The sequence below is a fragment of the Paenibacillus sp. P36 genome (genome assembly GCF_045866505.1).
GTDB lineage: Bacteria > Bacillota > Bacilli > Paenibacillales > NBRC-103111 > Paenibacillus_E > Paenibacillus_E chondroitinus.
Window position 1 is genome coordinate 1,030,802 of sequence record NZ_AP038372.1, and the last position, 15,233, is coordinate 1,046,034.

Annotated in this window: 13 protein-coding genes; 9 read left to right on the forward strand and 4 right to left on the reverse strand. The window is 37.9% G+C overall.

The features are described from left to right. Positions 1-11: 11 nt before the first annotated feature. The 3 genes from ACKTT9_RS04780 to ACKTT9_RS04790 are packed head-to-tail and all read right to left on the reverse strand — an operon-like array spanning position 12 to position 3,547. On the reverse strand, positions 12-1,130 hold the full coding sequence (locus ACKTT9_RS04780) for a Ger(x)C family spore germination protein (protein ID WP_407870689.1): 1,119 nt from the start codon (positions 1,128-1,130) through the stop codon (positions 12-14). Beyond that, on the reverse strand, positions 1,097-2,206 hold the full coding sequence (locus ACKTT9_RS04785) for a hypothetical protein (RefSeq protein ID WP_407870690.1): 1,110 nt from the start codon (positions 2,204-2,206) through the stop codon (positions 1,097-1,099). Before ACKTT9_RS04785 ends, ACKTT9_RS04780 begins: the two co-directional genes overlap by 34 nt. 3 nt (positions 2,207-2,209) lie before the next feature. Beyond that, complete coding sequence (locus ACKTT9_RS04790) at positions 2,210-3,547, reverse strand: spore germination protein (RefSeq protein ID WP_407870691.1); 1,338 nt, start codon at positions 3,545-3,547, stop codon at positions 2,210-2,212. A 182-nt stretch (positions 3,548-3,729) separates the two neighbouring features. Here ACKTT9_RS04790 and ACKTT9_RS04795 point away from each other — a divergent pair, with 182 nt between their 5' ends. From ACKTT9_RS04795 to ACKTT9_RS04805, 3 genes are read left to right on the forward strand one after another with little or no spacing between them, the layout of a single operon-like run. Beyond that, positions 3,730-5,199, forward strand: coding sequence for a spore germination protein (locus ACKTT9_RS04795; RefSeq protein WP_407870692.1), 1,470 nt, complete (start codon positions 3,730-3,732; stop codon positions 5,197-5,199). Next, a complete protein-coding gene (locus ACKTT9_RS04800; protein WP_407870693.1) occupies positions 5,196-6,281 on the forward strand; it encodes a GerAB/ArcD/ProY family transporter in 1,086 nt (361 codons plus the stop codon). Before ACKTT9_RS04795 ends, ACKTT9_RS04800 begins: the two co-directional genes overlap by 4 nt. Beyond that, the gene (locus ACKTT9_RS04805) at positions 6,278-7,420 is read left to right on the forward strand and encodes a Ger(x)C family spore germination protein (protein WP_407870694.1); all 1,143 of its coding nucleotides are present in this window, start codon (positions 6,278-6,280) and stop codon (positions 7,418-7,420) included. The genes ACKTT9_RS04800 and ACKTT9_RS04805 overlap by 4 nt, the downstream gene beginning before the upstream one ends. Positions 7,421-7,455: 35 nt before the next feature. Here ACKTT9_RS04805 and ACKTT9_RS04810 read toward each other — a convergent pair whose 3' ends face one another. Next, on the reverse strand, positions 7,456-8,184 hold the full coding sequence (locus ACKTT9_RS04810; RefSeq protein WP_407870695.1) for a CBO0543 family protein: 729 nt from the start codon (positions 8,182-8,184) through the stop codon (positions 7,456-7,458). Between the two features lie 9 nt (positions 8,185-8,193). Here ACKTT9_RS04810 and ACKTT9_RS04815 point away from each other — a divergent pair, with 9 nt between their 5' ends. The 6 genes from ACKTT9_RS04815 (at position 8,194) to ACKTT9_RS04840 (ending at position 15,000) form a co-directional block, all read left to right on the forward strand. Further along, entirely contained in the window at positions 8,194-9,765 is a 1,572-nt protein-coding gene (locus ACKTT9_RS04815) for a spore germination protein (protein ID WP_407870696.1), read from the forward strand. Between the two features lie 5 nt (positions 9,766-9,770). After that, positions 9,771-10,949, forward strand: coding sequence for a Ger(x)C family spore germination protein (locus ACKTT9_RS04820; protein WP_407870697.1), 1,179 nt, complete (start codon positions 9,771-9,773; stop codon positions 10,947-10,949). A gap of 243 nt (positions 10,950-11,192) precedes the next feature. Next, positions 11,193-12,296, forward strand: coding sequence for a GerAB/ArcD/ProY family transporter (locus ACKTT9_RS04825; RefSeq protein WP_407870698.1), 1,104 nt, complete (start codon positions 11,193-11,195; stop codon positions 12,294-12,296). Further along, positions 12,293-12,778: a hypothetical protein gene (locus ACKTT9_RS04830; RefSeq protein ID WP_407870699.1), complete on the forward strand. Its 486-nt coding sequence runs from the start codon at positions 12,293-12,295 to the stop codon at positions 12,776-12,778. The genes ACKTT9_RS04825 and ACKTT9_RS04830 overlap by 4 nt, the downstream gene beginning before the upstream one ends. A 94-nt stretch (positions 12,779-12,872) precedes the next feature. Continuing rightward, entirely contained in the window at positions 12,873-14,231 is a 1,359-nt protein-coding gene (locus ACKTT9_RS04835) for a TrkH family potassium uptake protein (RefSeq protein ID WP_407870700.1), read from the forward strand. 100 nt (positions 14,232-14,331) lie between these two features. Further along, complete coding sequence (locus ACKTT9_RS04840) at positions 14,332-15,000, forward strand: hypothetical protein (protein WP_407870701.1); 669 nt, start codon at positions 14,332-14,334, stop codon at positions 14,998-15,000. The last annotated feature ends 233 nt before the right edge of the window (positions 15,001-15,233 follow it).

Sequence of the window (15,233 nt, forward strand, 5' to 3'; positions counted from 1 at the left end):
TTGTCTCTTCATCAACGGACAAGTCCGGTACTTTCAATTATGATTTGAGTTTTAACGTCAAATTTGATTTGAGAGTAGACGTTTTGCCAATGTTCCCAGTCTTTCTCTTTACCGAAATATTGACTCAGATAATGAAGACCGAACCCGTAGGGGTCAACATTGGCATCACGTATTTTATATAACAAATCTTCTGCAGTTTTGTTAACATTTTTTTCTAGCATTTTTTGGATCTGGAGGGAATTGGCGTCCTTGACCTTAATTGGGCTTTCTTCAATCATTCCCTTTATTTTGAGATTAAGACTGACGATTGGAATTTCATCTTTCGATATTGTGACATGACTAGACACCCGCGAAACGTAAAAGGCCAACCGTTTTCCTTCATAGTTAATAGGGATACCTGATCGGCTAAACTCATTCGCAGTCATGTTATACAGTTTTGTTTCTTTCGGGTTTAAGACAAGTTTTTCTTTCATTTTATCAAGTAAAGCAAGCTTCTCGACAACATATGAATCCCCATCAAAGCTAACGATGGGCAGGTAGGGATCGAGTCCCTTTTCTTTGAATCGACGGAAATTATCGAATAGAAACGCGGTCACAGTGTAAGGCGAAACTGTCCCTTCTTTTCCAAAAGTTAAGAAAAAGGAGTTACCCGCCAATCTTTCTGTTGATGGACTTGCTTTTAGTAGCTTGTTTGCGCTTGGTTCAGCTAATGCCATATAGGAAATCAGTTGAATGTCTCTTCTTCTTGCTAGCCAACTTAGCGGTTCCTCCATCGACTCTTTTACTAAGCTGTTACCGAATAAAAACATCCGGCAATGTCCGAAATCGAGCTCTTTATCGACATGAGCTTTAATATTTCTAACTGCTTCCGCTATGCTCGGGGCTTCCAAATGCTCGATCTGACTCTCCGCTAGCCCTTCGCCAATCTTGGATGCTGGTATTGCGAGACGAAGTGTTACCAAATAAGGATTTTCCTTTTTTCCAGTCCAATCCACCCCCATGGCTACGACGAAGAATCTTTTATCAATGTCCTTAAAGCTACACCCTCCAAGAGACAAACAAAGGTAGAGTAAAAAGACGATGAATAGTAGAATCCTCATGTAAAAACGTTCTCCTTCTTTTTTCTCCATACAAAATAGAGCATCATAAAAATGAATATGATTTCGGTGAAAAATCGAGCAATGAGCCATATCTCAGAGATAACCTGGTTTCTTTCTACGTTTACAAAGCGCATAAAAATGAAAGACAAGATCCCTGCACCTAAAGCTAACCAGATATTCATCTTCGGTACCGGTTCTTCTTCAACAGCTACTGAACGGTTAATTACATATCTAATTAACATGATGGTTGTGTGCCATGTGTTCATGACAAAGAGCAGCGATAATCCAGTGAAGAGCAGTAGAAAGACAAACAAAACCCGATTAATGAAACCATACTCCATGATCATGGAGTCTGCCGTCATACTCCAAATGTAAACGTAATCGCCTACACCAACTGTGCCGTGGAATCCGATTGGCACAAAAAAAGTAACCAGTAAGAAGAAACACCCGAACAAGGGTACGACCCATCGATTTCGAAAACGAAATCCCTCAACATGCAAGCGATTAAAAAGAACAAGGCTGAAATGACCGGAAAACAAAAAGGTGGCTGAAACAATTGTCATGAAGGATGGCGGTTTGTTCACGTATCCGGCTACGTAACGGATTGCGTCCCAACTAAAGTTTTCATTAACCATAGCTTTAACTAGAAACAAAAAAAGCAAAGGAGAGATTATAAGCATCATGATTTCATGAATAAACTGGACGGATCGGGTTGACCGAGTACTCGCCCATAGGGCAGCGCTAACCATTAAAAACAGATTTATATAAGGATTTACGTCTGGATAAAAGAACATACGGGCTGTCTCTGAATAGGCATATATAACAATAATTCCAGCTGGAAGCCAGATAAATAAACCCACAAATAAGCTGTTGATAGTGGTAAACCATCTTGGGAGGTAAAGATCACATATTTCTGGAAAACCCAATCCGGGAAACTTTTCAAAGCAAGCCATCATAACGAATGAAATGATGGTGCCTATCACCATTGCAATGAGCATTCCTGAAATTGCGCCATTAAAACGATCTCTTATGAGTAACGTTGGTACGAACATCATGATATTAATCATTCCAACATAGAGCACATGATAATAGGTATACCGAGACATGGTTTACTTGGTCCCCTTTCTATAATGATGTGCTTTCGCTTCTAACTTTGGAATATAAAAGGCTAAATAAGGCTGTCCAAAGCTCCTTAGATTGCACCAATAAACAATTAAAGCAAAGAATGAAACAACTACCCCTAATAAACCATAGAAAATTGAGACTATGACAAAGATGTATTTAATAAAGCGAACTGAATAACCAAAGCCGTTGTTCGGTATAACGAAATTAGAGATCGCAACAACTGAAGTTACGATAATCATGATACTGCTCACTAATCCCGCCTGTTGAATGGCTTGACCCAAAATCAAACCACCAACAGTTGTTGCTGTAGAACCGATATAACGCGGCAGGCGAAGGCTTGCCTCATTCAATGCTTCAATCATAAAAAGCATAATGAAAACTTCAATAAATGAAGGATAGGGGACCACTACTCGACTGCCTGCAATTGATAGTGTTAATTGGACGCGAAGGACCTCTGGGTTATATGAGACAATGGCTATATAGAGGGCAGGTAAGGTAATTGTAAGAAGCATGGCAAAATATCTAAGAATAAGCAGAAATTTGCTCATCCAATATGATTCATAATCATCATCCATCGCATGGAGGAAATCGATTAGTCGAACAGGAAGAAGCAGACCGAAGCGACTTCCGTCCTGTAGTAGTGCTACTTTTCCGCGCTCGAGCATAATTGCAATACGATCAGGTCTTTCTGTTTGGAGAATGATGGGGAAAAGCCTGTGTCTCTTTCCCGAAAGTGCCTGTAATAGTTGACCCGCTGCTCGGAGAGTCCTGATTTGTACATTGTTTATCCGCTCATTTAATAAATCCAGTACCTCTTTATTAATTAAATTTTTATCGTAGAGAACGCTTATTCGTGTTTTTGAGTGATCTCCTATGATGTGTTGTTCTACTGAGAGAGAAGGCACATTATACCGCATGCGTATTAGGCTGATGTTAAGATCTAAATCTTCTGTAAGTGCAGTCTGAGGACCTTGCAGTGATGCCTCTATTTGAACGGTATCAGGCTTGTCCTGAAACTTCCTTTGGACATAGAAGCGAAATACGGTGTCCTCAATTTTGAATAAGAGCGTACCGTTCAGCAGCAATTGCGTCCAATATTCAGGCTGATTGGCTAGCCCAAAGTTGGGATTAGTGTTAATCAGGCGTTCAAATTCTTCCGGGTGGAAACAATAGGAATATGGAATGATCAAACCATCTTTAATCTGTGTCTGATCACAAAGCTCAGGGAAGTAAACAAGCTCCATCTGGATGTATCCGTTATCCAGTGTGTCACAAAAGAGGTCGGATGGATTATTTAGTTCAGCAAGAATTTGTTCGATCAAGTTTTTCCCTCCGATTCCTTACGTTACCACATTAGCCTTCCCTGTACATGGATAGAGCATACGAAATATTACTAAGTTAAAGCTGACCTTTAGACACTATAACAACCTCCGTATTCATGAAATAAATACGGGGGTATTTGTTAATAATAGGTAAAGATTTATTCAAAGGGGGTGATAATAACATGAATGAGACTCTTGCAGATGAGTTGAAAATTGGAGATATCGAATTGAAGATTACCCAAATTCAAGAATATTTCTCATGTACGGACGACTTAAAGATTCAAAAGTTCGTTTTTAACAGCCAAACGTACTCATTGTTATATTTAGAAGACCTTGTGAAAACAGAGTTAATTCAATCAAATGTTATTAAACCATTGTTGGAATCAAACATTGGAGATATTGAACAGATCTTTACTTTAATCGATTTAAAGAAGTCGTCCGATATTCTTCAAATAGGGAAATATATACTTGATGGATTTTGCGTTATTGTGATTGAGGACGAAGTAGAAGCAATCATGATGTCAGTTGCTCAAACGCAAAGCCGTTCAATCCAAGAACCCAAAGACGAACAAATCATTAAGGGATCACATGAAGGCTTTATTGAAAATATAAGTACGAATATATATTTGCTTCGCAATCGAATCAAAAGTCCCAAATTAAGGGTGAGGTACTTCACCTTAGGTAATGTCACGAATACGAAAGTAGCTATGGTCTACATGGAAAACAGAGCCGACCCCATAATCGTTGAGGAATGTGAGAAGAGGATTTCAGCTATAGATCTTGATTATATATATTCCGTAGGTAACATTGATGAGATGATCGAAGAACATCCCTTATCACCTTTTCCGCAATCTATGCAGACCGAAAGGCCTGATAGAGCAGTTTCTTATTTAATGGAAGGGAAAATCAATATTATCGTTGACGGCATGCCAAGTGTGTTAGTTCTTCCCGTCACATTTTTTTCGTTTTTTCAATCGCCAGATGATTACAACGGCAGGTGGATCCTAGGATCATTCTTTCGAATTATTCGATTTATAAGCTTTATTCTCGCAATTAGTTTGCCAGCGATCTATATTGCAATCGTCTCATACCATTCGGAAGTGCTCCCTATAGGAATTCTTTATTCCATTCAGGTTTCTTTAGTTTACGTTCCATTACCACCTATTTTAGAAGCGCTCGTTATGCAAATCCTTCTAGAATTGTTGAAAGAGGCCGCAATTCGCTTACCATCTCCCATTGCACAAACGATTGGAATTGTCGGGGGTCTTGTAATTGGAACGGCAGTTGTCGAAGCCCATCTTGTATCTAATACAATGATTGTTGTTATTGGATTGACAGCGATTGCATCATTTGCAACCCCGTTAAATGAATTTGGAACAAGCTTGAGAATCTTAGGATTCCCAACTATGCTTGCTGCCGCATTGTTTGGATTATTCGGAATTTCCATCATGATGATGGTCATTTTCATTCACCTATGCAAAATTGAGACATTGGGGGTACCCTATTTCGCACCTTTCGGTCCTTTTCATGGTAAGCAGGGACTAAATGATATTTTTCTAAGACTTCCAATATGGAAGGGGAATAAAGACTCGCAATCTTCGGAATCCGGAGCAACAAACAAGTCATATTTCAGGAGGTGGAAGCGCACTTGAATATATCAATAACGAGATCCCAATTGTTTTTTTTAATCATCAAAACACAAATTGGAATTGGACTCCTATCTCTGCCATCCAAAATTCAGAGCTCAGCGAACGGGGATGCTTGGATCTCGGTTCTTATCGCCGGAAGTATTATACAGCTTTTGCTTTTCATTTATTGGAGATTGCTTCGGAAATTCCCTGATCTTACCTTAAGTGGAATTACCGTTGAATTGTTTGGTTCTTATATTGGTAAAGGAATAAACATCATATACTATGTTTTTTTTATTTTCATAGCAGCTTATGCAACCACACTTTATGTACAGTTGGTGCACACATGGATGCTTACATATACACCTAGTTGGGTTCTGGAATTTCTAATTATTGGGACTGGGGTATACTTAGCTCATGAAAATTTGCGTGTCATTGCAAGATTTTTTGTATTAACCTCAGTATTGTTTGGTTGTTTAATACTGCTTAGTTTTTTTAACTTTACGAACGAAATGCACATTACTAACATTTTGCCTATTGGTCAATCAGGAATTGAGCAAATGCTCAAAGGGAGTGAGAAAACTTTTTTTTCAATGCTCGGTTTTGAAGTGATCCTATATTTTTTCACACAAGTGCAGAACAATTCCAAAGGATTAATTCGTATCATCTCATTGGCCAATTGCTTTGTTACACTTTTTTATGCGTATTTTGTATTTATTTGTGTGATTGGGTTTAGCCCTAAAGCATTAGGACAGATCAATGAACCTGTTTTATATATTTTTAAAGGATTGACTTATCAAGTGTTTGACCGCTTGGATTTGATTTTTTTAACGATTTGGTTTATTCCAATGACTGCTACAATCGTTTCTTATCTATGCATGGCTGGAAAAAGTCTAAGTGCAAATCAAAATTCTTATCGAAGGTTGGTCTGGTTCAGTGGAGTGCTTGTATTTATATTAGGGTGGTGCCTATCTACTTTGGAAAAAATAGATTCTTTCGGTAAATGGTTGGAATATGGGTATTTTATTATAATTACAGTCATACCACTTTTATTATGGATGGTCTCCTGCCTTCGTAAAAAAAATAAAGAGGTAGGGATCTTATGAGGAAAAAAATAGCTGTAATGATTTTCATAAGTCTATTTTCTGTAATCATAACTGGGTGTTGGGACATTCTTTATTTAACTGATAAAAAGATTATAAACGGTATTAGTCTCGATGTTACCAAAGATAGCTCAATAATGGGAATGGTCAGAGCGGTAGTTTTGAAGAGTAAAGGCGGTGGACAATTCGAAGTAAAGGATGAAGTGCTTCAGACTACTGGGGATTCCGTTTTTAATATTGGTTTGAAAATGGATAATATGCTTCCAGGCACTATTGAAGCCAGTAAGATTCATGTAATTATCATAGGGGAAAAGCTTGCGAAGCAAGGAATTTTGTCTCCCTTAGAGGGTTTTTATCGTAATCCAAAAGGGAACCTAACATCAAATGTATTAATAAGTGAGGGATTAGCTTCTGACATATTATCATTTGAAGATATAGAAAATAGCCCTGTCGCATATGGCATTATGCAAATGATCAAGGGAGCTGAACGTAAAACGAATATTCAGAGGCAAAATTTATATTCCATATGGAGTCAAATTACTGATCCTGGTGAAGATGCGGTGCTGCCAATGATTCGTAAAATTAAGGAAAGAGCATTAGTTATTGATAGTAGCGCTTTATTTCATGGAGACAGATATACCGGAATGATGTTGTCCCGAGAAGAGAGTACGATATTACTACTTTTAAAAGACAAGCTGAACAAACTAGCATACATTGAAATCCCTGTGAAGACGAGCTCTGGTCTGAGTAAGCCTAGCGAAAAGGAAATAAGCGCTATAACTTTTGAAGTACAGAAATCACAAAGATCACTCGAAGTCTCTGTTGAAAAAAACACCCAAGATATCGATTGCTTAGTTAAGCTTGATCTCTATGGTACCATTAACAGTTATCCAAGTTATATGGGTCGAAAAATTAATCTTGACCAATTAAATCAGCAAATTGCCGAAACGCTAAATAAACAAGCATTAGAGGTTACGAATAAATTACTTAAAGGGAATTGTGATGCTCTTGGAATCGGCAGGAGGCTGAGAGTAAGCCATTCAGAACTTTGGAAAAGCATTGACTGGGAAAACAAGTACAAGGATGTCAAGTTGAATCCCAGAATTCAAGTTCATATAAAAGGCACTGGTGTAATCAACTGATATTAAATATTATCGATTTGTGGATAATATTGCTTTTATTGGTCGCGTTTCAGGTGATTTGTCTGATTGTGATCAACATGATCCTGTAATTTTATTGTTATCCATTTAATGGTGTAACTAAGGATAATAATAACGATCAATGTGTAATAATGTTTCCAGTTGTTACTTGGTCTGTATAAATTAAAAGATATAAATATGGGCTCAATAATATAGGAAAATAAACTAGCACTACTCAAAGTCGCTATAAGAAAGCTAGATTTCTTGGGAAAGTATTGAAAAATAAGCATATATGTAATGGGAAGTATAGTTATATCTGCTGGAAATAGTGGTGGTACAAATGAAAAGAGTTCCAAAGGATACTGCCATAGCCCCAATGCAATTCCGATATCATCTAAAAGTATTGAGAGTATCATCCATAATAGACCGTATGTAATGAGAATATTAAATTTACTCCGATCTACATACTTCCACCAGATCAACCAAGGAAGAATAGTTACAATTAAAAGAATCCACCAATGGAGCTTAAATAAGTCATATTGGATCCAAAAGTTAATTTTTAAGTGTATAAGTTGACTTTGTAAATCACTAATTTTTTCATAATCCTGATCTAATGTGTTCAATGCTAACTCATCCCATCTAAACTGTTTTGAATTATGAACTAGTATTCCCTCGTACGGTTTGACAATATGCGAACTTAGGAACAATATTTCCAGATTTATGTATAATTTTATATTTTTTTTGCATGCTATAAAGAAAAATCTCATGGAGTGTATATGCACCTTTTTAGATGGTTTAAAAAACAGCGAAAAGGGCTTCTTACAGGATCGATTGCAAATTTATCTTCAATATCGGAAGTTGAAGTCAGTTTATCTTCAAGACTCCAATGGTTTCATGATCAGCTGAAAAATTGTTCGGACATCAGATTTCATGAGTGTTTGATTGGTCATATTTCGTGTGTATTCATCTTTGTTGAAGGTCTTGTCGATCAAAAAATGCTTCAGGAGCAAGTGATTGCTCCGCTATTACTTGAAATTGACGACGGAAAGTCGACCGATGAACTCGTTAAGCACATTCTTCAATTCAAGCAAATTCCCGTTTCAGCTATAACCAGCAGCATCGATGAAACTACAGCATTACAGAGCTTGTTTGAAGGTACGATTGCATTATTAATCAATAATGAGCCTCGAATGATTTTGTTCCCAATGAAATCAGTTGAAAAGAGAGCGATTCAACAAGCGGAGAATGAAAATGTCATTCGTGGACCTAAGCAGGCATTTGTTGAGGATTTGTCTGTTAATATTACGATGATCAGAAAAATAATAAAACACCCGGCTCTAAAGGTAGAGGAGTTTCAATTTGGCGAATTCACCAATACTTCTGTAACTGTATGTTACATAGATGGCATTTGTGAACAAAAACTTGTGGAGGAAGTAAGATCCCGGATATCAAGGATTAAGATAGACGCCGTATTAGATAGCAGTTACATTGAGGAGTTTATTGAGGACAATCCATTCTCGCCTTTCCCACAAGTCCAATATACAGAAAGACCAGACACATTGTGTGCAGCCCTCCTTGAGGGGAGGGTTGCCATTCTGGTCGATGGCACTCCTGTACCGATCATGGTTCCAGTTACTTTGTATATGCTGCTTCAATCAGCTGAGGATTATTATCAAAGATATATTGCTGCTACCTGGATACGTTGGATTCGTTATATCTTTTTATTGATATCTTTTTTACTGCCTTCTGTTTACATAGCCGTATCTACTTTCCACCCTGAAATGCTTCCACCAAATCTGTTGGTTGCGGTCGCAGCAGCCAGGGAGAATGTACCTTTTCCGGCTATTGTTGAAGCAATTATTATGGAAATTACATTTGAAGCTCTGAGAGAAGCGGGATTGCGGATTCCTAAGCCTATTGGTCAAACGGTCTCCATTATAGGTGCATTAGTCATAGGGCAGGCTGCTGTACAGGCAGGAATTGTTTCTGCTCCTATGGTTATAGTTGTCTCTATAACAGGTATAGCTTCTTTCATTATCCCTCATTTTGATTTGGGATTAACCTTCCGTCTTTTACGATTTCCAGTGATGTTTCTTGCGGCAACCCTCGGACTGTATGGCGTGATTCTCTGTATTATTCTAATTTATCTTCATCTCGTTACCCTCCGCTCGTTTGGCACGTCTTACCTTTCACCTACGGCGCCGATCGTCTTTAGTGATTGGAAGGATGTACTCGTGCGAGCCCCCATGTGGCTGATGAAAAAAAGACCTTCGTTATATGGCACAAGAGGCGATCAAAGGCTGAAATATAGACCAAGACCACAAATTCCTGATGATAATGGTGATTAATGAAGATGTGTTCTAGTGTGATAAGGTTAAGGCTTGTTGTTACGATCTCCTGTTTATTCATCTTAACGGGGTGTTGGTCAAGGATAGAAATCAATGATCGTGCCTTTGTAACTGCCATGTTTATAGATTATCCGGAAAAAGGTGTCTATGAAGTTTCATTAGGATTCCCACTACCTAATCGAATGATTAACGGAGTGGGCCTCGCAGGAAATAACAATGGAAATCAATATACGATCGTGACGAAAAGGAGTGAAAGCATTCCTGTTGCGATTCGGAAAATCCGATCTGATCTTTCAAGGGAAATATCATGGGGTCACTGTCGTGTTGTGGTTGTAGGCCGGAAAATGGCGGAATTAGGAATTGACCAATTGTTAGAATTTGCTGCACGAGAACCGAATTTTCATACGAAGACCTTCCTCTTTGTCTCACCTACTAACGGACAGGACATTTCCAAATTAACTCCTGTTTTTGAACGTCTTCCATCCGAAGTTTTACGTGAATATGCCCAAAGAAATGTGACACTTGGCGCGACAATTAAAGACTTTTTGGAAGCGGAAGCATCTGGAGGTGATATGTTGACAGGAATGCTGACGATTGGGCAAACAGAAATGCTCAGTGAAAAAGGAAAAGTAAGCACTTGGGTTGGAACCGACGGTGCGGCGCTTTTCAAAAACGGCGTCATGGTGGGAACGCTGGATGTCATAGGGATGCGGGCAGGGCTTTGGCTAAAAGGAAAGATGAAGAGTTCTATGAACTCAATAAAATCCCCAACGGACGGGAAAACGATCTCATTTCTTATACAGACCTCTAAAGCCTCAATAAAACCGATCCTCAACGGTGATCAGATTGAATTCAAGATTCAAATTGAAGCAGAGGACGATGTATTATCATCGGAGTCCAATATAGATTTATTGGATCCTAAACAAGTAGATACACTTGAGGATTTGCTTTCGAAGCAGTTAAAGGATAGGGTTCTACGAACTATACAAACAACCCAATCCAAAGGAGTAGATGTATTCAATTTAGGCAGAATTTTAGCGTGGCGCTATCCAAAAGTGTGGGAACAAAATAAGGATCGTTGGCATGAAGTGTACAAAGACTGTAAGATTCATGTAACTACCCAGATATATGTCAAGCGAACGGGAGCTGAACGAAATAGCGCCATTAGAAATCGAGAACATTAGGAGAATTAGTAATGATTGGAATAACGATTGTATTTGTTGCAATTACGTGCTACGAACTTAGATTTTTAAAACATCACCGACGTAAACCAAGAACATACTGGATTACGGGATCGTGCATAATAGCAGCTTACTTATATCTAATGGCTATTTATACTTTCCATGATTTGCCGAGTACCAACCAACTTATTGCATATTTATTTAGTTTTCAGTGAAGATTGGAGTGAAGAGGAGATGGCAGCTTAGATGCAACGAATCAGCCAAATTGAACTAGGATTAATGTTTGTTTTATTTAATTTCTCCACGGCGGCTGGCTTTTTAATAGGACCCTTAGCAAATTCAGCAGGATTTCAAGGGTGGTTAACTGTTCTAATCGCTCATATAGGCGGGCTGCTGATTGCCTATATATCTGTAAGAGTGGCCAAGCAACGGCCTGACGAGTTTATCATTCATTATGGGAAAGAAGCTGTTGGCAAATGGCTTAACCTCATCATGATGATCATATATGGCTTTTTTTTTATTCATCTTTCAGGGGTTGTGTTAAGACAAGCTACAGATTTTCTGGTGCAAATTTATTTGCCATCTACCCCTAGTTGGGTCATTGCAGGCACTCTTGGACTCGTTATCACTATCGCGGTCAGATCAGGGATAGAAGCGATATTCCGTTGCGCTGCGGGCTTCTTTTTCGTTGTTTTTTCCACAGCAGCCATTGTTCCTTTCCTTGTTGGAAAAGAATTAAATTTTCAGAGTGGAATTGCTTTACTAACAAATGTAAATTTGGGAGATGTGTTTCAAACTAGTTATCCCTTTATCCCATGGTATGGTGAGATGTTTTTGGTGCTATTCATTTTTCCTTTTATTGCAAAACCGGAGAAAACAAATCGCACTTTATTATGGTCCTCCATTATTACTCTTCTCTTCTTCGAAGTCTTCTACATGTTATGTATTTTGTTGTTTGATGAGCCGTTAATGGCTCAGTTCACCTACCCCATATTAGAAATGTTGCGTTTTATTCGTATCGGAGATTTCTTGGAAAATTTAGATCCTATTGTGGTTGCCATCTGGATTGCGGGACTATTTATAAAGATTAGTATCTTGCTTTATATGGCTTTATTCATTTCATCACAGCTATTTCAGCTTAAGGATTCAAGACCGCTTTCCCTTTCCTTCGGAGCAATTATGGTCGGACTATCTATGCATTCTGTGAAAAACTTAGTCGAGCTCAATTATTTTATCATGCATTCATGGGTGAATTTCGCTTATTTTATTGAATGCTCTCCATTACTTTACTGGGGAATTTTCGTAATAAAGAAGTATTACTTATTAAATGACAAAGGGAATTTGCGATGATCATACTTTTTTTGTCGATTGTTTCATTTAATGTGATTGCTTTTAAATGCAACACTGTCTTGAATGTTAATAAAATTATTCATATCTGGATGTTTACAATCGCGTTTCAATTTTTGTTTGATCTCCTGATAGAATTTAAATTTGAAGGGTACTGGTATTTTTCTAAAGGGGAAATAGATTGGCTTGGATTTTTGGTAAGAACAGTGTTAGTTCCACCTGTCAATATGATGTGTATAAATTTTTACCCGTTGAAAGGGAAAAGTAGAGAAAAAATTTATTATATTGCCTTTTGGTCAGCTGGTATCCTAATTTATGAATTAGTTACTTTATTACCAGCTCCATTCGGTTATTTTCACTATGGTTGGTGGAAGCTGGGATATTCGGCAATAGTTGACCCCGTACTTTTTTTTATTCTTTTGATGTACTATAAATTGATTTGCATAATTGAAATGAAAATGGTGTTGGAGAAAAACAACAATTAGTATGTAAGAAGTGCTATCTTCATGTTTTATTTAATGGCATATATAGTTATAATTTCATATAGGGATCGATTAGTATTTCTAGAGGAGTAAGTTAATGGATATTCAAAAAAGTAAAATGAAGGTAATGGAGTTTAAATTTACATCTCCCCGAATTATAATTATTGGGTTTGTTTTAATCATATTAATCGGGGCAGTTCTTCTTTACCTCCCAGTATCAGCCGCGAATGGACAAAATGTTAGTTTTTTAAACGCACTCTTTACTTCCACGTCAGCAGTTTGTGTAACGGGGTTAATTGTCGTTGATACACCTGTGGCATTTTCAACCTTTGGTGAGGTAGTCATCATGATATTGATTCAAGTTGGTGGTTTAGGATTCATGACCTTTGGCGTGTTAATGGCTATTATAATGGGTAAAAAAATCGGCTTAAAAGAGAGACTACTGATACAGCAATCAACTAATTCGGTATCTCCTCAAGGGGTCGTTAAACTCATGGTGGGTATTTTTGTAATTGCACTGATTATTGAAACCTGTGGGGCATGCATACTGGCTCTTCGTTGGTCGAATGACCTTGGTGTTGCACGAGCCATCTATTATGGCATTTTTCATTCCATATCAGCTTTCAATAATGCAGGCTTCGCTTTGTGGTCGGATAGCCTTAGCAGGTTTGTCGGAGATCCGACTGTGAACATCTCTATAGCCTTGTTGTTTATACTAGGTGGTATCGGATTTACAGTTGTTTTAGATGTGTATGATAAAAGAAGCTGGAACAAACTTTCACTTAATACTAAGATTGTTCTGACGACTACGATGATATTAATTGTATTAGGTGTACTAGTTATATTCCTGATAGAAATAGCTAATCCAAAAACATTTGGAAATCTTAGCTTATCTGAAAAGTTATGGGCAAGCTTCTTTCAAGGAGTAGTACCTCGAACAGCAGGTTTTAATACAATTGATATAGCTTCAATGATGGCGGCTTCACAGTTTTTTATGATTTTTTTAATGTTCATTGGAGCTTCTTCTGGTTCGACAGGTGGTGGAATCAAAACGAGTACCTTCGCAATATTAGTATTAGCGGTGTTGACAATCGTTCGTGGGAGGGAAGATATTCAATTATTTCAGAGGAGAATTGTTCAAGATTTGGTCCTTCGTGCGTTGGCTGTCATCATCATCTCCCTATTTGTGGTGCTTACCTCCGCATTTTTACTTACTTTAACCGAACATAAATTACAGAAGGATTTTTTGGAAATATTGTTTGAAGTTACGTCTGCTTTTGGCACAGTAGGTATGTCAATGGGTTTAACCAATGAGCTTTCTCCAATTGGGAAAATCATCATTATGATTACGATGTTTATTGGTCGACTAGGTCCATTAACACTAGCCTTTTCCTTTTCCCAATCCATAAAAAAGCAGCCTTATCGATATGTTGAAGAAAAATTGATGATTGGGTGAGGCAAATCTGAAGAGAGTTTTAACATAATATCTTCTAAATTGGGTGATACTAAATAGAGGTGTACCATCAATTAGTTTATATTAGAGGAGGATATCTCCCTTGCTTGCTTCCAAAATCATGTTGTCGACTGTACTATCACTTTCAATTCTGGCGCCAACTTCTGAAATCCCTTCAATTTCTAAAAAGTCGGCGGTTCTGCTGGAAAAGATTCGAACTGAAAGTGAATATTCACTGACTGTAAAGTGGAACCCAGAAACTCAAACACCTGAACGACTTTCAGGTTATTTAACTAAACCTTCTCAACATACACCAAGTTGGATCGCATACGAATATTTAGATAAAATTAAGATATTGTACGGCTTGAAACGCGTAAAGGAAGATTTGAGTATTGTTTCTGTCGAACCTTCTAACACATCAACTAAAGTGTACATGCAACGAATGCTATTTAACAGACCGGTTTGTGGGGATCAGCTACTTGTGGAGTTAGATCGTTCAGGTATCGTCAAGCGGGTCGAGGGTACGCTTCATATAGATTTGGAACAGAAACGATTAGGAAGACCCATGTATGCAGCGATAACGATAGAAGAGGCTAAACAGGCGGCGTTGGCATTCGATCAATCACTTAAGGAATCCGATGTAATCAGTTCAGACTCTTGTTATATGCCTACTAGGGAAGGTATTCCTCTTGTGCACAAGATCACTTTTGAAAAAGAAAAACGCCCAGTATCATTTAAGATTCATTCGATGACTGGGCGAATTATTGAATAGCAGGTAGAGGGGGCTCGATTAGGATAGATTTAAAATCAATGAAGGAGAGAAGAGCAGAGACACCGTCTAGCAGTTCTTCTTAGCATGCAAATACATATCCAGTTTCTTAAATAAAGCATACTTTTCATTAGTAAGCAGCAATTCAAGAAGCCCTAGCGTAGAATTCTCAACTCTTAGGCTTCTTTTTGTTGTCCAATAATTATGGAGAGTGAATCTATTATGTATCGGTAATT